Origin of the sequence: uncultured Sphaerotilus sp., assembly GCF_963924895.1 — a bacterium.
Lineage (GTDB): Bacteria > Pseudomonadota > Gammaproteobacteria > Burkholderiales > Burkholderiaceae_C > Sphaerotilus.
In genome coordinates, this window is the sequence record NZ_CAWURG010000055.1 from 48,478 (window position 1) to 68,902 (window position 20,425).

Sequence of the window (20,425 nt, forward strand, 5' to 3'; positions counted from 1 at the left end):
GACACAATGCACACACGGGATGGATCGCCGCCAGTCGATGTCTTGCGGCAGACCAGCAGGGAGCTTCAGGGACATGTTTCGCGCACGCATTCCACGCTTTCCACGCTTACTCGTGACCCTCGCGGTGCTGCTCATCGCATCGTCACCACACGCGGCACAGGCGCAGGGCGCGCTGGTCGGCATCCTGGAAGGCAAGGCCACGCTCGTCCGGCAGACCACGCGCTTCGAGATCGCCGAGGGGGTGGCGCTGAAGAACGAGGACATCCTCGAAACCGCACCGTCCAGCTTCCTGCAGATCGAGACGCCCGAGGGCCATCGCATCGGCCTGGGCGCCAGCAGCCGGCTATTGCTCGCACCCACCCTGTCGCGCCGCGCCGCCGCCGCTCCGCGGGTCTACCTGCTGCAGGGCTGGGCCAAGTTCACGCCGGCCGTCGCCACCGCACCGCGCCCCGCCGGGTTCACGGGCCTGACACCGTCGTTCGAGGTCGAGGTCGGCAGCGGCGCGGTGATCCTCTCGTCCGACCCGAAGGAGTTCGCCGCCTTCGTCGAAAGCGGTGCCCTGAAGCTGACGGCACGCAGCAGCACCACCAGTGGCACCAGCCGCCCCCCGCTCGCCTTGTCCGCGGGTGAATTCGTGGTGGAACGCAGCGGCGAGAAGGCGGTCGTCAGCGGCCGGCCGGCGCCGGGATTCCTGGACCAGATGCCGCGCCCCTTCCGCGACCCGCTGCCCGCGCGGGCGGAGCGGTTCCGCGGCCAGCAGATCGCGATGAAGGCGCTGGGCGAGTTGGGCTACGAGGACATCGCGCCCTGGCTCGGCGCAGAGCCGGGCCTGCGCACGCCGTTGCTGCCGCGCTGGCGGCCGCGCCTGCAGGACAAGGCCTTCCGCAATGCGGTGATCGCCCGGATGGCGGTGCATCCGGAGTGGGACCCGCTGGTCTTCCCCGAAAAGGCGGCGCAGAAGAAGGCCGAAGCCCTGGCCCGCGCCCGGGCGCACCGCCCCGCAGCACCCCCCATTCCCGCCCCTGATTGAACCGCCCGGCCAGCGCGTGCAACCCATGACCATGGCCCTCTGGAGAACCCCATGCGACTGCTGTTCAAGTTCAACCTGATCTTCGCCCTCGTGTTCGCGGCGGGCCTGCTCGGCTGCGGCTACCTGACACGCTCGCTGCTGCAGCGCAACGCCCAGGACGAGGTCCTCGAAAACGCGCGGCTGCTGATGGAAAGCTCCATCGCCGTGCGCAACTACACCAGCAGCCAGATCAAGCCGCTGCTGGAGACGCAGATGAAGTACAGCTTCCTGCCGCAGTCGGTGCCGGCCTACTCGGCCACCGAGGTGCTGCACACGCTGGCCAAGAAATACCCCGAGTACGGCTACAAGGAAGCCACGCTGAACCCGACCAACCCACGCGACCGCGCCGTGGAGTGGGAGGCGGACATCGTCAACCGCTTCCGCGGCACCCCGGAGCAGACGGAGCTGTCCGGCGAGCGCGACACGCCGCTGGGCCGCATGCTCTACATCGCCCGGCCGATCAAGATCTCGAACCCCGCCTGCCTGGCCTGCCACAGCACGGTCGAGGCGGCTCCCCGGCCCATGCTCGACAAGTACGGCCCGGCCAACGGCTTCAGCTGGAACCTCAACGAGATCGTCGGCGCGCAGGTGGTGTCGGTGCCGATGGCGCTGCCGCTGGCGCGCGCCGAGGAGACCTTCAAGGTCTTCATGCTGTCGCTGGGCGGGCTGTTCCTGGCGATCGCGGTGCTGCTGAACCTGATGCTCTGGCTGACGGTGATCCGGCCCGTGACGCGCCTGTCCAGCCTCGCCGACCGCGTCAGCCTGGGCGAGATGGAGGCCCCCGAGTTCGCGCTCGGCACGGGCGACGAGATCGGCATCCTGGCCGCCTCGTTCAGCCGGATGCGGCGCAGCCTGGAGCAGGCCATGAAGATGCTGGACGCGGTCTGACCCGCCCGCCACCGGACCGCCAACGATGACGACGACGCCCCCCTTGCCAGAACGACTGGGCCGCTACCCCGTGCAGCGGGTCATCGGCTCCGGTGCCATGGGGGTGGTCTACCTCGGCTTCGACCCGCAGATCAACCGCCCGGTGGCGATCAAGACCATCCGCCGGCAGTTGCTCGGACACGAGGGGCGGGACCTCGACGCCCCCGAGCGCTTCCGCATCGAGGCCCAGGCCGCCGGCCGGCTCAACCACCCCGGCATCGTCACGGTCTACGACGTCGGCGAGGACGTGGCCGCCGAGTGCGCCTACATCGCCATGGAGTACGTCGCCGGGCACAGCCTGCGCGAGTACCTGACGCAGGAGTGGCGCTTCGGCGCCGGGGAGTCGGTGTCCATCGTCTGCCAGTTGCTCGACGCTCTGGGCGCGGCGCACGCCAAGGGCGTGCTGCACCGCGACATCAAGCCGGCCAACCTGCTGATCTCCGACACTGGCCACCTCAAGGTGACCGACTTCGGCATCGCCCGCATCGACGCCGGCCCCGGCACCCTCACCGGCACGCTGGCGCCGAGCGAGCCCCTGACCCGTGCCCAGTCCGTCCTGGGCACCCCCGGCTACATGGCCCCCGAGCAGTACACGGGCGGCCCGCTCGACCACCGCGTGGACGTGTTCGCCGCCGGCATCCTGCTCTACCGCCTGCTGTCGGGTCGCATGCCCTACGTCGGCACCGACCAGGCCGTGACCTACCAGGTGATCTACGGCGACCCGGACCCCCTGTGCCACACGCCGGAGGAAGCCGCCCTCGCCCGCTTCGAGCCGATCGTGCAGCAGGCGCTGGCGCGGCACCCGGACCAGCGCTTCGCCTCTGCGGCCGACTTCCGGCAGCGGCTGCTGTCAATCGCCCCCACCGGCTGGCGCCCCGCACCGCTGCCCGCCGAGCGCATGTTGCCGCTCACCGAACCACCGCCGGTGCGGCCGCGCTCCGGCGCGACCGGATCGGTTTCCGTGCCCACCGGCTGGAACGAGGCGACGCTGGTCGGCATCGAGCGCGAGCTGGCAAGGATCATCGGGCCGATCGCGGTGACGCTGGTGCGGCGCACCGCGGCGCAGACGAGCACGCTGGAGGTGCTGCGCCAGCGGGTCGCGCCGCACATTCCCGATCCGCAGCAGCGGGCGCAGTTCCTCTCCAGCGGCGGGACGCGGCTCACCACGGCGCACCCGGCCACCCGCACCCTGCTCGGTGCCCGCGAGGCTGCGCGCGACACCCCGCCACCCCGCACGGCCACCGGAGGGCGCCTGACCCCGACCGATGTGGAAGCGGCCGCCGTCGCGATGGCCGCGTCGTTCGGACCACTGGCCAAGCTGCTGGCGCGCCGCTGCGCCGCCCAGGCGACAACCCGCGAGCAGTTCGTCGAGCTGGTGCTGCAGCAGGCCGGCCCGCACATCAACGCCGAGACCCTGCAGGCGCGGCTGTGGAACGCATGGACCTGATCGCGCTGGACTGCCGGCCCGCGAACCTCAGCGCAACAGCGCCAGCAGATGGTCGAACACGGACCCGGCCGCGGCCGTGACCGCCATCGCGATCGCGCCCCAGAAGGTCACGCGTCCGGCGCCCGTCCACACGCTGGCGCCGCCGACCTGCGCGGCCAGCCCACCCAGCACGGCGAGCAGGACCAGCGCCGTGCCCGACACCCAGGCGATCACGTTCGGCCCTGCGGCCAGCGCCGTGACGGCCAGCGGCAGCGCGGCACCCACCGCGAAACTGGCGGCAGACGCCAGCGCCGCCTGCACCGGCTGCGCGGCCATTTCGGTGGACAGGCCCAGCTCGTCGCGGGCGTGGGCGCCCAGCGCATCGTGGGCCATCAGTTGCCCCGCCACCTCGGCGGCGAGCGCGGGCGTCAGGCCACGGGCGACATACAGCCCCGCCAGCTCGCGCTGTTCGGCGACCGGATCGGCCTCCAGCTCCAGCCGTTCGCGGGCCAGATCGGCCTGCTCGGTGTCGGCCTGCGAGTGCACCGAGACGTACTCCCCCGCGGCCATCGACATCGCGCCCGCCACCAGCCCGGCGATGCCGGTGACCAGCAGATCGGCGGAGCCGGTGCCGGCTGCGGCGACGCCGACGACGAGGCTGGCGGTCGAGATGACGCCGTCATTGGCGCCGAGCACCGAAGCACGCAGCCAGCCGATGCGGTCGGTGCGGTGGCGTTCGCGGTGGTGCTCGTGGCGGCGGCGCATCGGGGGCAGCGCGGGCGAATCGACAGACGGGGCAGGTACAGGATTCATCGGGCGATTGTGGGGGTGATCGTGCCCCGCGCCCGTTCGGCTAGGCGCGCAGCGCCTCCACTTCGGCCGACGCCTCCTGCGCCGACGCAACCATCGGCCCGGCGGGTAGCCCCTCCTCGGTCGGCTGCGGCGTCCGCGCCCGGCGCCGCTCGCGCCAGAGGGCCGCGCGGAACAGCACGTCGCCCACCAGGGTCGAGGGATACACGGTCACGTGATCGACCGGCGTCCGGTGCGGCCGCCAGGCCTGGGACCAGAGCGGATCGGTGACAAAGCTGAGCCGGTCCACGTCGGGGTCGGCACAGACCTGCTCGATCGTGCGCAGCATGATCAGGTTTCCGGGTGCCAGCGGCGCATGCGCCTGGCTGAAACCGATCTTCAGCAGATTGAGCTGCCGGTCACTGAGGAGGCCGAACTGGGCCGCCACCGGCTGGCCGTCGAGCGTCAGCAGGTGGATCCGGCAGGCGCCGCGCGCACCGAACTCGCGCACCAGCCGCCGGTAGAAGGCCACCAGCCGGTCGTCCTGGGCGATGGCGGTCCCCGAGTCCCGCTTCCATCCGGAGGATTCGACCTCCAGGAAGGCATCGAAGGCATCGTCGAGTTCGTCCGGGGCGCTGACCACGCGGTAGGCCAGTTCGCCCTGCGCGTTGGCACGCCGCGCGAGCCGGCCCAGGTTGGTGCGGAAGGACTTCGACACGGTTTGCAGAGCCTGGTCGATCCCGCCGCTGCAGTCCAGCCAGGCCGAGTGGGTGCGCAGCGTCTGCTGCGACCGTGGCGTCGGGTGGGCCTGCAGCAGCGTCGCCAGCGTCGAGCCGGCACAGACCGCCGGCAAGCGCAGCACCGCCCAGCGCACCGCCCGCTGCCGGGAGAGCCAGTCGAGCATCGCGGGCAGGAGGAGGGTGTTGCCGGGATCGGCCACCAGATCCGCCAGCACCATGTGCGGGCCATGCACCATTTCCAGCGCGGGCAGCAGGCCACGGGCCCGCCCCGGTCGCCGCACCAGCACCAGCACCGCCAGCAACTGGCCGTTCTTCCCGCTCGCCGTGACGAAGCGCAGGCTGCGCTCGTCGCCACCCAGCATGTCCAGATAGCCGGCGATCCAGCCCGGCTGCTGCAGATAGGTGGCGTGGGGCAGGCTGTCCGCCAGCGCCTGCCAGCGCACACGCAAGGCCTCGAACCCGGCGCGCCCCTGCAGCACCGAGAAGACCAGGCCCGCGTGTGCGCTGTCAGACATCGCTGTGGTGTACCAGGTCAATCCAGCGGAGGCTGCGGCGCCTGGACGACAGATGCGCCCGGTTGCGCAGAGGCCGCTGCCCGCACGCCAGGGCGGGAGAAACGCTGCGGTTTGCACTGATCGGCCGCGACATCAAAGACTTGGTACTGTTCATGTGTGACTTTTTACCGGCCACATGAAGCTGGCGTGAAGAACTGGTACCGATTAGTTTCTGTAGGGGAACATTTTATCTCCCCCCATACACCATTGCACAGCCCTTGTCCTTGGGGCATCCCCGATCCCGTAATTCCTGACTCATGCCAACTTGCGCGGCAATTTCGGATTTTTCGGCTTCTTTGGCGGCGGTTCGGGCAGCGCCTCGGCGGTGACCCGCAGCAGCCGCGCCAGCGCTTCCCGCTCGTCGATCAGGTCGGACACCTGGAAATGCGGCTTCGCGCCCGGGTACGGCGGCCCCATCGCGGCGTCCGGCCCGAGCAGCGCGCGGCCAGCGTCGGTCGGCTTGACGAAGAGCTGGTTGTCGCAGACCAGCGCGACGACCTTGGCGTCCAGGTAGAGCGCGTACTCGCCGAACATCTTGCGGTGGGCGAAGGCACCGAAGCCGTGGAGCTGGTCGGCGAGGTGGTCGATGAAGGTGCGGTCGGTGGACATGGGCGGATTCGAGCGCTGGCGGCGGCGGGCGTCAAGCGCATCCGCAAGTCATTCAGTTCCATGCAGGCGCATCCTGCACTGGCGCCATCTCAACCAGCGGTGTTTCGGGCGCGATGTCCTGCTCATGGGGCCAGGTCACGGCGCCGTAGAGGATGCCGACACGCCTGAAATAGCGCTCGTCCTTGAGTTCACGGAACACGCCGCGCTCCAGATACGGTTTCATGTCGAAGATGCCGCGCCGGCCGTCCTCGATTTCCACATACAGGCGGTACTCCGGCAGCGGCTTGACGGTCTTGACATCCCAATGCATTGCGCACCGAGGCATTCAAAGCTGCGCCAGCTTGCGCAACGCATCCGACAGCCGCTCGGCGCCATCGACGGGGTTGTTCTCGAACACCATCATGTAACGCCAGCCCCGACCAGCCTTGGCCTCCCACAGCTTGCCGAGCTTCAGCTTCAGCTCGGAGTCGGTGTTGTCGCGGTCATCACCCTTGGTTTCCAGCACGATGAACCGGCCGGCCTTGGTCTTCACGATGAAGTCCGGATAGTGGTTCAGGAAGCCATTGATCCTGAATCCCTTGCCCCGCGACAGGTTCCGGTGCCACCACTGCACGCTGTCCAGATTGGCGATGTCGTTGATCAGGCGGCGCTCGAAGTCGCCCATGGCCGCTTCCGTGACGTAGAGGCTTTTCGGTACGGCGGACGCATTCGCACTCGGCGTGATGGACGGGGGGAATGCAAAGCTGGGCTGAACAGCGACACGGTCCACATCCAGCATGTCGGTGAACGCCTTGACCGCATGGGCATTCGACAGCGTGGTGATCTTCTGCCGGATCTTGCGGACATAGGAAACATCACGTTCGATGCAGTCCCGGATCTGCTCGGGGTTCATGCCCTCCACCACGCGGCGGATGTACGCCTTCACCTCCGGGTCGCTGATGGGGTACAGATTGCCGATCAGTTCGGCGAGGCGCGACACCAGATTCATCACCTGGCTGTCTCGGGACAGGCCCAGCAGATAGGTCGTGAACTGCGCGCGTTCATGCGCGGCCAGCTTGAACGCCCGCGGCGCGTAGTCGCCGACCCCCAGTTGCTCCAGATCGATGCGGTAGACCTCGGTTTCGACATCCTCGAAAGATATCGTCGCATCGCACTGGGACAGCCGGAATTCCTTCAGCAGCTCCTCGCGTTCGAACAACTGGAAGGGCTGGTCTGAATCGAAGAATCCGCCGTTCTGGACCCGGATGAAGAACTGGGGCAGACGCACAGCCAGCGCCTCCTCCTGGAAGATGTCCTTGATCTTGTGGCGGTTCATCTTGTCTTCCAGTTCAGGCGGAATATCGTCGTTTCTGGTCTGCGCTTGTGCGTCGAATGCTTGGTTTTCGGCCTGCGCTTGGGCTGTGACGCTGGCAACGAAGGCTGCGCCCGCCGATGCCGGTTCTGGTGTGACAACCGGCTCGATGCCTGGGCTGGTTGCGCCGGTGGATTGCTCGGCCGTCACGGCATTCGCGTTGGCCTCCCACTCCGGTGAAACGCTGCTCACATCGAGTTCATCGGTCGCACCGTCCACACCGCCGGAGCCGGTTGTTGCAACCCAGTCGGCCAGGGGAAGCTGCTCCCCCGGTAGCGCCTCGGCCTCCGCAGGTAGCGGCGCTTCGATCTCGCGATAGTCCTTGTTCGTGAACCCTGCGCGGTTGAGTCCCTTCACCACGCTGTGCAGCGTGTCCATGAAGCGGTTGCTGGCCGTGAACACATAGGACAGGTTCAGCAGGTCATGGCCGTGCTGGTGCACATGCGGCATGCGGAGCACCCGACCCAGGATCTGCTCCACGTCCACTGCAGAGGTCTTGTCCGCCAGTGATGCCAGCACGTAGGCGAACGGGCAATCCCAGCCTTCCTTCAGCGCGTTGACGGTGATGATGTAGCGCACCGGACAGTCCCGGCTCATCAGGTCCACGCCCTTGAGTTCGTTGAGATCGGCGGTCTTGATCTTGATGTGCTCGGCGGGGACTTTCAGCGCAATCAAGGCTTCCCGGATCTTCTCGAACGTGGTGTTGTCGTCCGCGGTGCGCGGCTGCGCCTGGAACAGCACGATGGGTCGGATGTACTTGCCGCCTGCCTTTTCTTGCTGCAGGGCGATGTCTTCGAGCTGTCGGCGCATCATCAGCGCCGCTTCGATCACCTCGGCCTTACTGCTGCGGTTGGCGACGATCACCGGCAGCTTCACCATGTGCTGCTTCTTCAGCGCCAAGGCGTCCACATAGCTGACGATGTTGCTGTTCTGGCGCGGCGTGGCGGTCAGGTCGAGGATGAAATCCGGGTTCAGGTTGTTGAGCATCTCCACGGACAGTTGGCTTTCCGCGTTGTGGCTCTCGTCCACCACGACGACCGGGCGCAGCCGCCGAATCACGTTGATCAGCGCGGAGGCGTCGTACTCTGGCAGCAGCCAGTCGCTCGGATCGCCCTGATCGGGCTGGAGGAATGACGCGAGATAGCCGTTGTCCTGGTAGATCTTGCGGTCTTCCTTGTTCTTCGCCCGCAGGGAATCGAAGCTCATGACCACGATGGATAACTGCGCCTGCGCGGTGTCGTGGGAGAAGCCGGCGCCCATGAGCAGGTCGCGTTTTTCGTATACCGCCACACGGTGCTGGAACAACTGGTCGAGCCGACGCCGATAGGGGTGCTCGGGCGTGGCCAGGGCCTTCACCGTCTGGTCGAGGATAGTCAGCGACGGCACCAGCCACACCACCAGCTTCGGGCGCCGGGGGCTGCGTTTGGACAGCGCCGTGAAGATCGTGTCCAGCGCGTTGACGGCGATGAATGTTTTGCCGCCAGCGGTCGGCACCTTGGCGCAGACGTGCGGCACGCCGGGGACCGTGTTCTTGTAGGGCGCCATGCCGGCCTGACTGCCGACGCTGCCGACCCGCACGCCCTTGTCGGCCCAGTGTTCCTGGAAAGCTTGTGCGAGGTTGGGCGTGCGGTCGAGCGCTTCCAGATAGCTGCCGAGGTCGGCGAGCACGCGGGCCTGATAGTCCTTGAGTTCCATGTTCCTGCTCCTGTCGTTGTTCTTCTGGATCAGAAGCGGGTGATGTCGCGGGGGATCTTCTTGAAAATGATCCCGTGCCGTGTCATGAAATCCTTTGCCAGCAGGCAGCGGTCGGCGTAGATGATCACCGTGCCGGGTTTGGCGTTGCCGGTGTCGCCGCCGAAGCGCAGGCTCGACAGGAAGTCCATGTCCAGGCTGGTGGGGCGGTCGGATTCGTAGTGAAAGATCCACGCCGTGTCGCAGTTCAGGCCGAGCAGGTACGGGGTGTACGAGTTCTCGGGCGTGGTGCGCTGGTCGGGCGGGATGCCTTCGCTGTAGGCCACGTATCCGCGGATGGCTTCGGTGCCGACGGCTTCATTAAGGTTTTGATCTGGCAGGAACATCGGTGCGCCGACGGTGTAGAAGTCGAAGCCGCCGCCAAGTCCAGTGACTTTCTTGGTGCCTTCACCATAGCCAATAGCAACCCTGCGCACACGCTCCGCAGTAATGGTTTCCGCGAACTCGCCAAGTTCGATCAGTACGAAGCGGCGCTGACCACCGTCTTGGGCGTTCAGCTTTAGAACGGCATGACCGGTAGTTCCAGAACCAGCGAAGGAATCAAGAACGATGTCATTCGGGTCTGTGGCAAAGCCAAGTAGATCCTCCAAGAGCACAGAAGGCTTCGGGTAGTCGAACGGCCGATTGCTTTCGGTGAAAATTCCCTTCAACTCGTTTGTACCGGTGCGTCCGTCAAGTTCGATCACGGAAGCAAGCTTCGCCTTGTAGTCCTTCACGTAGAGCTTCAGTTCGATGAGCTTGGTTTCGTCTTCTCCAAAAAGAATGCGATCCGTAGACAGCAGTTCCTGCATGGTTTCAGGCGGAAATCGGTAGCCCATCAGAGGCTGGGTACATGGTCGCTTGGTCACCGGATGAAATACGTCGTAGCGGTACCCCTCCTTGCCGGGGTTATGAACGCTGCGGCTGCCCGTATAGATGCCGTCGGTGTCGATGAACTTGTAGTCCTGAAACGGCCAGAGTTCTGCCTTGTGCTCGCGGAACCATTGTGAATAAGCAGCTTGCAGCTTCTTCTTGTCCGAGTACTCGCTGGCAAGTTGGTGACCAAGCTCGATCAGCCGCTCCTTTGCCCCCAAGTAGGGAGACTTCCAGACCGGACTCAATGCTGACCGGCTCTTGGCAAAGCACAACACGTATTCGTGTTCAAGGCTGATGTTGGTCGGGTTGTTGTCCGTGACGTTGCGCCACGCGATTTCACCTACCCAGTTGCCGGAGCCAAAGACTTCTTCGAGCAGGAGCTTGAAGGTCGCCATCTCATTGCGATCAATGCTGGCGAACAGAACGCCATCAGATCGGAGCAGCCGATGCAGCAGTTTCAACCGCGGATACATCATGCACAACCACTTGTCGTGCCGCGACAGATCCTCGCCTTCCTTCTTCACGACCTGACCCAGCCAACGCTGTATCTTTGGGTCATTGACGGCGTCGTTGTAGCGCCATTCTTCGTTGCCCGTGTTGTAGGGCGGATCGATGTAGATGCATTTCACCCGGCCCTCGAACTCGGGCAGCAGGCTCTTCAGGGCTTCGAGGTTGTCGCCGTGGATGATCCGGTTGTCAGTCGTGTTGGTTTCGCGGGAGGGGGGGGGTAAACCCGTATCCGCACGGAAACTGTATTCCTTGTTCAGCACACGGAACGGCACGTCATGGTGGTGGTTGACGACCTTCTCTTTTCCTACCCAGTGCAGTGTCGGCATGTTCAATTTCTATGCTTTTGGACCAGCCGGCAGTCTATGCGACCGCACTGGCTGAACACGTCGCGGCTGGTGTAGCATCCGCACCGCTCGCACACACTGCGGGCACGGGCTTGGCAGCCCGGTACGAGGCGCAGTAGCCGCGCCTGACGCGGCTTTTTCACGTCCATACGGCGCGTGAGCTGCGCGCATGGCTTCGTCTATGGCGGGCCGTGCGGGAGGGGGAAACCCCTGCCGGTCCTCGTCCGGTCTGCCAACCCGCACGGTCTGCCACCCCTCTCTTGGCAGGGAGGGAGGCAGGTTCAAACCTGTCACGAGGAGCCATTCATGGCTGACACCATCCATTTCCCCATCCGCCTGCTCCCCTGCTGGCTGCGCCGCCTCGCGCTGCGTGAACGCACCTTCCGCGTCATCGCCCTCGACCGCTGGCGCCCCCGACCTCCCCGCCTGAGCTGACCCGCCCACCACGGACCGACCGACTCCGAGCGCCCCCACCACCGCGGGGCGCCCGTCGGCGCTCGCGCGTCTGCACGTCACGCCACAGGGGTTCTCTTCCACGGACTTGTCGCCCCCTGTGCGCGTCCCGGCTCGGCGCGCGGGCCACCCACGCCGGTAGAGCGGGAACCACGACACCGGCGACCCAGAGGCGCAAGCTGCCACGGGTGTGGTGGGGCGTTCGAGCCCTGAAGGCAGCCTGTCGCGCGCGTCGAAACCGCCCGCGATCCCCGAATGCGACCGACTGACCGACCGATGGTCCGCGTCACGCCGTCCACGCCCAGGGGCCAGCCCCACACGCCGGCCAGGCTTCACCGCCGCGGCGTGCAGGGTCGAGGCTTGCCCCTTCGCTCCCTCCTTCCCTCTCTCCGGTCCCTCGGGGAGCGCGGGCGACAAGTCCTTCCCCGGGGAATTGTTCTATCGGGCATGGGCCAGAGGCAGTGGAAGCGACGGCGGCGACAGCCACAGCATGGAGGCCCCCGCCCCGCCCGTCATGCCCGCGCAGGCGGGCACCCACGCACGGTGTGAACGGTGGTTGGTCGAGGTGGGTCCTCGCCTTCGCGAGGATGACGGAGAGGCCGGGTGGCGCGACAGGGTTGGTCGACTGGCGGTCCCGGTCAGTCGATGCCGACCACCTTGTGCATCTGCACGCCCAGCCGCCACTGCGGATGCGCCATGCAGTAGGCGGCGGTCGCGCGGGTGTTCTCGGCCTGCTGCGGGCCGTCCATCGGCTGCAGGAAGAAGTGCGTGAAGTCCAGCGCGGCGAAGCGCTCGGGCCGCGCCAGCAGTTGCGGGTAGACCAGCTTCAGCTCGTCGCCGCGGGTGAGCTGCAGCGCGGCACCCGCCTTGGGGCTGACGCAGATCCAGTCCAGCCCGGCGGGGGCGGGCTGGGTGCCGTTGGTTTCCACGGCGACCTCGAAGCCGCGGGCGTGCAGCGCGTCGACCAGCGGCGCGTCCAGCTGCAGCAGCGGCTCGCCGCCGGTGCAGACGACGTAGGGCCGCCCGCCCGCGCCCGCCGGCCACTGCGCCGCGACCGCGTCGGCCAGCGCCTCGGGCGTCGTGAACTTGCCGCCGCCCTGGCCATCGGTGCCGACGAAGTCGGTGTCGCAGAAGGTGCAGACGGCCGCGGCGCGGTCTTCCTCGCGCCCGGTCCACAGGTTGCAGCCGGCGAAGCGGCAGAACACCGCCGCGCGGCCCGCCTGCGCGCCCTCGCCCTGCAGCGTGTAGAACAGCTCTTTCACGGCATAGGTCATACCGGCACCAGCTCCTGCGTGGCGGTCGCGGCGATCACGATGGCGCCGCAGCCCCGCGTTTCATACAGATCGACCCGGTCGAGTTCCGGCAGCGCCGCGCGGCCCTTGTCCAGCACCCAGCGCGCCAGCGAGAGCGCATCCCCGTCCGGCAGGTCGGCGATCTCGTAGAGCGGGCGGTGGTCGATGGCCTTGAAGATCGGATCGAACTGCGTCTTCACGTCGCCGAAATCGACCGTCCAGCCCTGCACGGTGTCGAGTTCGGCGCTGAGGTGCAGGCGCAGCGTGTAGGTGTGGCCGTGGAGCGCGCCGAGCGGGCTGCCGGCCGGCGCGTGCTTCAGGCGGATGGCGCTGTCGAGCGTCAGCTCCTTCCAGATGCGGTAGTGCGTGCCGTCGAAGTTGGCGCCGCAGGAGCCGGTCTCGTACACCGTCACCCAGGACAGCTCGGGCAGCAGCGGCTTCAGGCGCTGCCACAGCCAGGCGGAGAGGACCTCGCTGGTGGGGTTCTCCAGCCCGGCGATCTCGTTGAGGCAGTGGTAGTTCAGCAGGGTGTGGAAGGGCGCCCAGACCGCGTCGATGCGGTCGTAGTCGATGCCGAGGTCGCTGGCGCCGATGTCCTGGTCGGCGTGCAGGATGACCTCGAAGCCGTGGCCATGCATCCGCCCGCACTTGTGGCCGAGCGGCACGTTGGGCAGGCGGTGCGCGGCCTGGAAGCGGTAGCGGCGCCAGAGGTGGGCGTGGCCGGCGCGGTCGAGGTCGACGCCGGTGTGGGCCGTGCTCTGGACACCGATCTGCACGATGCCGGGCACGTCGAACACGGTTTCCAGCCGGGTGCGGATCCAGCGGGCGATGTTCTCGTCGGTCGGCTGGGCGAGGCCGTCGAGGTCGTTGAGCCGGGCGTAGTCGAGCGGCGCGACGCAGGCCTCCATGCGGCGCTGCAGCTCGGCCACCTCGCCGCCCGGGAACGGCGCCCAGCCCGCAGGCAGCTCGGCACGCACGGTGGCGAAGAAGCTGTGGCCGTGCAGGCGGCGCGAGCGGTGGCCGGCGGGCAGAAGGTCGACGTGCAGGGCGGCTTCGAAGCCGGCAGAGGCGGAGTGGAGCTGGCGGGGGGGCATGGCGGCATTTTCACCGACGCCCGCGCCCGCCCGCCGGCTCAGCGGCGCATCACTGGGCGCCGAGCGCCGGATAGTCGGTGTAGCCCTTGGCGCCCGGCGTGTAGAAGGTGCCGAAGTCCGGCGCGTTCAGTGGCGCGCCGGCCTGCATCCGCGCGACCAGATCCGGGTTCGCGAGGAAGGGGCGACCGAAGGCGATGAGGTCGGCCTGCCCGTCCACGAGGGCCTGCTCGGCGCTGGCGGCGTCGAAACCACCGGCGAGGATGAACGGCCCCTGGAACGCCGCGCGCAGCGTTGCCTTCAGCGCGGCCGGCACCAGGGGTGCGCCCATCGCCGAGTGGTCCAGCACGTGCACGTACATCAGCCCGAGCGTGGAGAGTTCCTGCACCAGCGCGAGGACCTGCGCATCGACGTCCGCGAAGGGGCCGGTGCCGTTGAACACGCCGTGCGGCGACAGGCGGATGCCGACACGCTCGGCGCCGATCGCGGCCACCGAGGCGCGGGCGACTTCCAGAGCAAAGCGATTGCGACCCGCGATGCTGCCGCCGTAGCCGTCGGTGCGGGTGTTGACGTTGGCGTTGAGGAACTGCTCGATCAGGTAGCCGTTGGCCGCGTGCAGCTCGACGCCGTCGAAGCCAGCCTCGATCGCCAGCCGCGCTGCCTGGGCGTATTCGGCGACGGCGTGGGCGATGTCGGCCTCGGTCATGGCGCGGGCCGGGGTGTGCGGCTGCATGCCGAGCGCGTCCACGTACATCTCGCCGGGGCAGGCACCATCGACCGGGCCGACCACTTCGGCGCCGGCCGGCAGGTTGGCGACGTGGGTGACGCGGCCGGTGTGCATGAACTGGATGACGATCCTGCCGCCCTGGGCGTGGACCGCGTCGGTGACCAGCTTCCAGCCGGCGACCTGCTCGACGTTGTACAGGCCGGGGATGCGGGCGTAGCCGAGGCCGTTCGGTGACGGGGACGTGCCCTCGGTGACGATCAGGCCGGCGCTGGCGCGCTGGGCGTAGTACTCGGCCATCAGCGCGTTCGGGGTGTTGGCCTCGACGGCGCGACTGCGGGTCATCGGGGCCATGACGGTGCGGTTGTGCAGGGTCAGCGCGCGGACTTGGACGGAATCGAACAGCATGCGGGTTCCTTGGGTAGGCAACGGGATCGGGCAAGACAGGCTTGGCCAAACCACCGACATGGGGCTGGCGGACGGAAAAACCAGAGTTGATCGGGAAACAGGCCCCGCGGCGTACCATGCACCTCCCCCAGCCGCGGAGTGGTGCCATGAGTTCGTCGAACGCGCTTGCGCAGATCGTTGCATTGGCGGGCAGTGCCGCCATCCGCTGGCGCCGCCGGCAAGGCCCGGTGCCTGCGCAGGCCGTCGGCACCGCGCCGACCATCCCCGAAGCGCGCCCGCAGGGCCGCATGCCCACGCTGAAGATGCCCACCGCCAAAGGCTGGGCGCCGGGTCAGAAACCAGTGGCCGCCGCCGGTCTGCAGGTCAACGCCTTCGCCACCGGCCTCGACCACCCGCGCTGGATGCACGTGCTGCCCAATGGCGATGTCACTGTCGCCGAGGCCTGCTTCCTGCCGGGCGAGGTCAACTCGTTGTTCGACCACGCGATGGTCAGCACGATGAAACGCGCCGCCGCCACCGGCATCAGCCCGAACCGCATCACCCTGCTGCGCGACGCCGACCGCGACGGCGTGGCCGAGACGCGCGAGACCTTCCTGTCCGGCCTGAGCCAGCCCTTCGGCATGGCGCTGCTGGGCGAGACCTTCTACGTCGGCAACACCGATGGCGTGGTGGCCTTTCCCTACACGCCGGGCGCCACGCGGATCACCGCCGCAGGCAAGCCCGTGGCCTCGTTCAAGCCGGGCGGCCACTGGACCCGCAGCCTGCTGCCCAGCCCGGACGGCCGCACGCTCTATGCCGGCGTCGGCTCATTGAGCAACATCGCCGAGAGCGGGTTCGAGGTCGAGCAGGGCCGCGCCTGCATCTACGCCATCGACCTCGCCACCGGCCGCAGCCGCACCTTCGCGGCCGGTCTGCGCAACCCGGTCGGGCTGGCCTGGGAGCCGGTGACAGGCGCGCTCTGGACCGTGGTCAATGAGCGCGACGGCCTGGGCGACGAGACCCCGCCGGACTACCTCACTTCCGTGCGCGACGGCGGCTTCTACGGCTGGCCCTACAGCTACTGGGGAGGCACGGTGGACGACCGCGTGCCGCAGGACGCGGCGGCCGTCGCCCGTGCCATCGCCCCCGACTACGCGCTCGGTGGCCACACGGCGTCGCTCGGCCTGTGCTGGATGCCCGCAGGCACCCTGCCCGGCTACCCGGACGGCATGGTCATCGGCCAGCACGGCTCCTGGAACCGCAGCACGCTCAGCGGCTACCGGGTCATCTTCATTCCCTTTGTCGATGGCAAGCCCGCCGGCCCGCCGCGCGACATCCTCAGCGGCTTCCTCGCGCCGGACGAGTCGGCCTCCTACGGGCGCCCGGTCGGCGTGACGATCGGCGCGGACGGGCGCAGTCTGCTGGTGGCGGACGATGTGGGCAACGCCATCTGGCGGGTCAGCGCGGCCTGACTCAGCCCTTCGCCCGCAGACGCTCGACCTCCCGGGCCACCAGCCGCTCGCGCAGGCCCTGCGTGTGCAGCCGGGTGAAGACCACCGTGCCGTGGATGGCCAGCCCGAAGGCCCAGCCCCACAGCGGCACATGGACGCCCCGCTCGCCGCCAGTGACCGCGTGCAGCGTGAGCAGGCCCAGGTTCACCAGCGTGAACACCAGCGCGTGGATGAAAAACCCCATCTTCAGCGCCACGCGGCGGCGCGCCAGTCGCTGCAGTTGCAGCGCATCCGTGGTGTCCAGGGAGACGGTGTGCATGGCGAACCTTTCTGGTCGGCGAGACCGGGTGCGGGAAGGAATGCCTGCAGTCTGGCCCCGCACCGGTCCGCCCACCAGCCCCTTGCGATGAAGTGCCGATCCGGCGGAGCGAAGTGCCTGGGCGTGGCGCGAACGGCGCCCGTCCCTGGTCGGCCCAGTTACCCGCGCAGCGCCCGCAACTGCTGGTGCGCGGCGTCGTCCGCATCCACTGGCACGCTCTGCCGGGCGCGCAGGTAGCGGCTGCTGAACACGTCCAGCCAGGCTTCCAGCACCTGCGCCGCGTGGGTCTCGCCAGCCATGGCGAGGCACAGCGCCGCCACTTCCGAGGTGCAGAAGTGGTGCGCGTGCGTGGAGCGGCGCAGCCGGTAGCGCGAGAGCTGGTCCGGGTGCAGGCTCAGCACCGGAAACCGGTTCAGCCACGGGCTCTTGCGGAAGATCTTGCAGGCCTCGGACCAGGTGCCGTCCAGCAGGATGAACAGCGGACGCGCCCCCTCCTCGCCCGCCGGCCCCGCGGGCGCCAGCTCGGTCACGACCCGCTCGGGCGCAGCGAACTCGGCAGGGAACACCACATAGGGCTGCCACTGCGGATCGTCCAGCAGCGCCAGCAACGCCGGGTCCACGGCAATCCGCGACCAGCCGAAGGCCGCCGTGTCCGGCACGACATCGGCGACCAGCCAGCCCGTGTTGCTCGGCTTGAGCGGCTCGAACTCGGCCATCAGCAGGCAAAAACCCGCGCGGGTCGGGACCACCGGCTGCAGCGCGCACAGGCAGTGGCTCGGGACCAGGCGGCAGCGGGGGCAGCGGTCCTTGCGCGGCGGGCCGCGGTCGAGGTGCGGGCGGGTGAGGCTGGTCGCGAGGCAGGTGGCGCGCAGGCGGGCGACGGCGTGGGGCATGGCGGGGAGTCTACGGGGCCTCGGCGAAGATCTGCACCCTGTGGGCCGTGCACCAGTCAGGGATGCAGCCACCCTTGCAGAATGACGCCGGTGGCGGCGGCTCACTGGTAGCCGATGCCCATCACGTAGTTCCGCAACAGCGCCTCTTCGTGGTTGCCCGCCGCCAGGAGCGCGCGCAAGCCGTCGCGGGCATTCACGACACCCAGCGGCGTGTGGCTGGCGTCGACGAGCACCACGTGGATGAGGCCGCGCTCATGCATCCTCGCCAGCACGTCGGAGAGCAGATCGTCCGGCGCACAGACGGTGAATTCCCGCAGCATCACGTCGCCGGCACAGGTGGTGAAGAAGTCCGCCTGCCCCAGGCCAAGACGCTTCACCAGCACGGTTTCGGTGATGACGCCCACCGCGGCCCCCGCCAGATCGGTGACGACCACCACGCTGATCTGCGCGCTCGACAGCAGCGCCGCCACCTCGACCAGCGGGGCCTGCGCGGTCACCGTCAGCAAGCGGGAACGGGCCACGGCGCCGAGGTCACTGACCCGCAGCGGGGCCACCGCGCGGGCCTCTGCGGCAGCGACGGGCGGACTCTCGGGCGCCGCGTGGCCGGTCATCGAGGGCGTCGGCGTGTGCATGGTGGAGCCTTTCAGACAGGGTTGGGACAGGGTTGGCCATGGTCGCGGCCGGCACCCGCCGCGTCTGTTGCTCAGCACACAGACGCACACCGCACAAGCGCCGAGACTTTGAGGCACTTGTTCACCCTTGGAGTTCCACATGACCCATCCGACCCTCGCCGCGGTTCTTGATCCGAAGGCATCCGGAACGCAGGCCGGTCCGCGCCTGGTGCTGGACCTGAAAGCCCTCGAAGGAGCGAAGCGCAGTCTGGATCAAGGGGCCGTGACGCCGCACTACGGACCCTGGCGCACCGACATCATCCAGCTGCTGAACGACGCCCTCGCCACCGAACTGGTGTGCGCACTGCGCTACAAGCGCCACCATTTCACCGCGCAGGGCCTGGCGTCGCCCAAGATCGCCGAAGAGTTTCTGGTGCACGCCAACGAGGAGACGGAACACGCCGACCTGCTGGCCCGGCGGATCGTCCAGCTCGGCGGCAAGCCGGACTTCTCGCCCGATTCGCTGACGCGGCGCAGCCATGCCGCCTATGACGACTCCGAAGACCTGACGGCGATGATCCGGGCCAACCTGATCGCCGAGCGGGTTGCCATCGAGGCCTACAGCCAGATGGTCGCGCTGATCGGCGACAAGGACTCGACGACACGCCGGCTCATCGAGGACCTCCTGAGCGCCGAGCAAGCCCACGCCGAAGAGTTGCGCGACTGGCTGTCGGCCTGACTGACGTCCGGCACCCCGTGATCTGCATCCGTCTCAGGAGAACCCCATGACCCCATCCACCGCCGCATCGTCCAGCCCCGCACCGGCCGACGAAGATCTGGCCAGCCAGGCCCACCCCGGCCACGGCATCCCGTCGCAGGACCCCGATCCCGCCGCACAGACCGCACTCGATCCGCAGGACGCCAGGCGCGAGGCCAACTCGGTGCTGATGGGCGGCGGCGTGGTGGCGGGCATGGCGACGGGCGCGGTCATCGGCGTCGCGGTCGCCGGGCCGCTCGGCGTGGTGGTCGGGGCCACGCTGGGGGCCGTGGCTGGCGCGCTGGGCGGCGCGGCGGCTGGTGCGGCGGAGGTGCCGTCGGACAGCGTGCACCTGCACATCGACGACAGCGGCGGCGGTGGCCGGCCGGTGGTGCTGATCCACGGCTGGCCGCTGTCGGCCGAGGCCTGGGCGCCCCAGGTGTCGGTGCTGCGGGCGGCAGGCTACCGCGTGGTGGCCTATGACCGCAGGGGCTTCGGCCGCTCCGACAAGCCGGAATCCGGCTATGACTACGACACGCTGGCCGACGACCTGCAGCGCGTGCTGGACCAGTGCGGCCTGCAGGACGTGACGCTGGTGGGCTTCTCGATGGGCGGGGGCGAGGTGGCGCGCTACATCGGCCGGATCGGCGAGTCGCGCCTGCACAGCGTGGTGTTTGCCTCGGCCGTGCCGCCCTACCTGATGCAGTCGGCCGACAACCCCGACGGCCCGCTCACGCCCGACGTGGCCCAGCGCAAGAAGCAGGCGCTCCGGGACGACCGCGGCGCCTTCTTCGAGCAGTTCACGCGGGACTTCTTCTCGGCCCAGGGCGTGCTGCAGGTCAGCGAAGCGCAACGCGGCGCCGCGCTCGCGCTGTGCCACCAGTCCGCACCACACGCCGCGCTGGCCTGCATGGACGCGTTCAGCACGACCGACTTCCGCGATGACCTGAAGAAGGTGACTGTGCCCACGCTGGTGATCCACGGTGACGCGGACGCCATCGTGCCCATCGAGGCCTCGGGCCTGCGCACCCACCGCGCCGTGCACAACAGCCAGCTGGTGCGGATAGCCGGTGCGCCGCACGGGGTGAACGTGTCGCACGCGCCGGTGTTCAACGAGGCGCTGCGGGTGTTCCTGCAGCGCTGAAGCGGGGGCCGCGCGCGATCCGATCGGTGCGACCGCGGAACGCGGGCAGGCTATTGCCGTGGTTCGCAAGAACACCATCTGCCTCTGGTACGACAGCGCGGCGCTGGACGCCGCGCGCTTCTACGCCGAGATCGTCCCCCACAGCGAAGCCTTCTCATTCCAGATGGCGACCGACGACCAGGCCGAAACGGATCGGCTGTGGGACGCGGTCATCGGCAACGGTGGGCAGGCGAGCGCGTGCGGGTGGTGCAAGGACCGGTGGGGGGGTGTCGTGGCAGATCACGCGCCGCGGGCGCTGATCGCAGCGATCGAGGCGGCGCGGCGGGGGTGACCGTCGGATGCAGTCGTTCAGCCGCTTCATGTTCCATTCGGCATTT

At 68.5% G+C, this 20,425-nt stretch carries 20 protein-coding genes; 8 read left to right on the forward strand and 12 right to left on the reverse strand.

What is annotated here, in order from left to right; translation table 11 throughout:
• Window positions 1–112 precede the first annotated feature (112 nt).
• Genes AABN02_RS19465 through AABN02_RS19475 form a run of 3 tightly spaced genes read left to right on the forward strand, consistent with a single transcriptional unit; the run spans window position 113 to window position 3,443 of the window.
• Window positions 113–1,030, forward strand: a complete 918-nt coding sequence (locus AABN02_RS19465; RefSeq protein ID WP_338416566.1) for a hypothetical protein — start codon at window positions 113–115, stop codon at window positions 1,028–1,030.
• 51 nt (window positions 1,031–1,081) lie between these two features.
• Complete coding sequence (locus AABN02_RS19470; protein ID WP_338416567.1) at window positions 1,082–1,957, forward strand: DUF3365 domain-containing protein; 876 nt, start codon at window positions 1,082–1,084, stop codon at window positions 1,955–1,957.
• A gap of 25 nt (window positions 1,958–1,982) precedes the next feature.
• Window positions 1,983–3,443, forward strand: coding sequence for a serine/threonine-protein kinase (locus tag AABN02_RS19475; RefSeq protein WP_338416568.1), 1,461 nt, complete (start codon window positions 1,983–1,985; stop codon window positions 3,441–3,443).
• A 27-nt stretch (window positions 3,444–3,470) separates the two neighbouring features.
• Here the strand turns inward: AABN02_RS19475 and AABN02_RS19480 are convergent, their stop codons facing one another.
• From AABN02_RS19480 to AABN02_RS19505, 6 genes are all read right to left on the reverse strand, one after another.
• Window positions 3,471–4,187 carry a VIT family protein gene (locus tag AABN02_RS19480; RefSeq protein ID WP_338416613.1) on the reverse strand — a complete coding sequence of 239 codons (717 nt, stop codon included), beginning with the start codon at window positions 4,185–4,187 and terminating at the stop codon, window positions 3,471–3,473.
• An 88-nt stretch (window positions 4,188–4,275) separates the two neighbouring features.
• On the reverse strand, window positions 4,276–5,466 hold the full coding sequence (locus tag AABN02_RS19485) for a GNAT family N-acetyltransferase (RefSeq protein WP_338416569.1): 1,191 nt from the start codon (window positions 5,464–5,466) through the stop codon (window positions 4,276–4,278).
• Between the two features lie 294 nt (window positions 5,467–5,760).
• Window positions 5,761–6,114, reverse strand: a complete 354-nt coding sequence (locus AABN02_RS19490; protein ID WP_338416570.1) for a TfoX/Sxy family protein — start codon at window positions 6,112–6,114, stop codon at window positions 5,761–5,763.
• Window positions 6,115–6,166: 52 nt separating this feature from the next.
• Window positions 6,167–6,424, reverse strand: a complete 258-nt coding sequence (locus AABN02_RS19495) for a DUF2442 domain-containing protein (protein WP_338416571.1) — start codon at window positions 6,422–6,424, stop codon at window positions 6,167–6,169.
• Between the two features lie 15 nt (window positions 6,425–6,439).
• A complete protein-coding gene (locus tag AABN02_RS19500) occupies window positions 6,440–9,160 on the reverse strand; it encodes a DEAD/DEAH box helicase family protein (RefSeq protein ID WP_338416614.1) in 2,721 nt (906 codons plus the stop codon).
• Window positions 9,161–9,189: 29 nt separating this feature from the next.
• A complete protein-coding gene (locus AABN02_RS19505) occupies window positions 9,190–10,908 on the reverse strand; it encodes a site-specific DNA-methyltransferase (protein WP_338416572.1) in 1,719 nt (572 codons plus the stop codon).
• Window positions 10,909–11,232: 324 nt separating this feature from the next.
• Between AABN02_RS19505 and AABN02_RS19510 the strand changes: the two genes are divergently transcribed.
• Window positions 11,233–11,361 (forward strand): hypothetical protein, encoded by a 129-nt coding sequence (locus AABN02_RS19510; protein ID WP_338416573.1) that lies wholly within the window; start codon window positions 11,233–11,235, stop codon window positions 11,359–11,361.
• 656 nt (window positions 11,362–12,017) lie between these two features.
• Here AABN02_RS19510 and queE read toward each other — a convergent pair.
• Genes queE through AABN02_RS19525 form a run of 3 tightly spaced genes read right to left on the reverse strand, consistent with a single transcriptional unit; the run spans window position 12,018 to window position 14,894 of the window.
• Window positions 12,018–12,653 carry a 7-carboxy-7-deazaguanine synthase gene (gene queE / locus AABN02_RS19515; RefSeq protein ID WP_338416574.1) on the reverse strand — a complete coding sequence of 212 codons (636 nt, stop codon included), beginning with the start codon at window positions 12,651–12,653 and terminating at the stop codon, window positions 12,018–12,020.
• Window positions 12,650–13,765, reverse strand: coding sequence for a 6-carboxytetrahydropterin synthase (locus tag AABN02_RS19520; protein ID WP_338416575.1), 1,116 nt, complete (start codon window positions 13,763–13,765; stop codon window positions 12,650–12,652). The genes queE and AABN02_RS19520 overlap by 4 nt, the downstream gene beginning before the upstream one ends.
• Before the next feature lie 49 nt (window positions 13,766–13,814).
• Window positions 13,815–14,894, reverse strand: coding sequence for an alkene reductase (locus tag AABN02_RS19525; protein WP_338416576.1), 1,080 nt, complete (start codon window positions 14,892–14,894; stop codon window positions 13,815–13,817).
• 146 nt (window positions 14,895–15,040) lie between these two features.
• Here AABN02_RS19525 and AABN02_RS19530 point away from each other — a divergent pair, with 146 nt between their 5' ends.
• Complete coding sequence (locus AABN02_RS19530; RefSeq protein WP_338416577.1) at window positions 15,041–16,345, forward strand: sorbosone dehydrogenase family protein; 1,305 nt, start codon at window positions 15,041–15,043, stop codon at window positions 16,343–16,345.
• Between the two features lies 1 nt (window position 16,346).
• On the opposite strand, the gene AABN02_RS19535 is transcribed toward AABN02_RS19530, so the two are convergent.
• The 3 genes from AABN02_RS19535 to AABN02_RS19545 all read right to left on the reverse strand — a co-directional run bounded on the left by AABN02_RS19535 (window position 16,347) and on the right by AABN02_RS19545 (window position 18,168).
• Window positions 16,347–16,643 carry a 2TM domain-containing protein gene (locus AABN02_RS19535; protein WP_338416578.1) on the reverse strand — a complete coding sequence of 99 codons (297 nt, stop codon included), beginning with the start codon at window positions 16,641–16,643 and terminating at the stop codon, window positions 16,347–16,349.
• A gap of 158 nt (window positions 16,644–16,801) precedes the next feature.
• Entirely contained in the window at window positions 16,802–17,536 is a 735-nt protein-coding gene (locus AABN02_RS19540) for a tRNA-uridine aminocarboxypropyltransferase (RefSeq protein WP_338416579.1), read from the reverse strand.
• A gap of 101 nt (window positions 17,537–17,637) precedes the next feature.
• Complete coding sequence (locus AABN02_RS19545; RefSeq protein WP_338416580.1) at window positions 17,638–18,168, reverse strand: CBS domain-containing protein; 531 nt, start codon at window positions 18,166–18,168, stop codon at window positions 17,638–17,640.
• A gap of 139 nt (window positions 18,169–18,307) precedes the next feature.
• On the opposite strand from AABN02_RS19545, the gene AABN02_RS19550 reads away from it, so the two are divergent.
• The 3 genes from AABN02_RS19550 to AABN02_RS19560 are packed head-to-tail and all read left to right on the forward strand — an operon-like array spanning window position 18,308 to window position 20,379.
• Window positions 18,308–18,886, forward strand: coding sequence for a ferritin-like domain-containing protein (locus AABN02_RS19550; protein ID WP_338416581.1), 579 nt, complete (start codon window positions 18,308–18,310; stop codon window positions 18,884–18,886).
• Window positions 18,887–18,932: 46 nt separating this feature from the next.
• A complete protein-coding gene (locus AABN02_RS19555; protein WP_338416582.1) occupies window positions 18,933–20,048 on the forward strand; it encodes an alpha/beta hydrolase in 1,116 nt (371 codons plus the stop codon).
• Window positions 20,049–20,106: 58 nt separating this feature from the next.
• On the forward strand, window positions 20,107–20,379 hold the full coding sequence (locus tag AABN02_RS19560) for a VOC family protein (protein WP_338416583.1): 273 nt from the start codon (window positions 20,107–20,109) through the stop codon (window positions 20,377–20,379).
• Window positions 20,380–20,425: the final 46 nt, after the last annotated feature.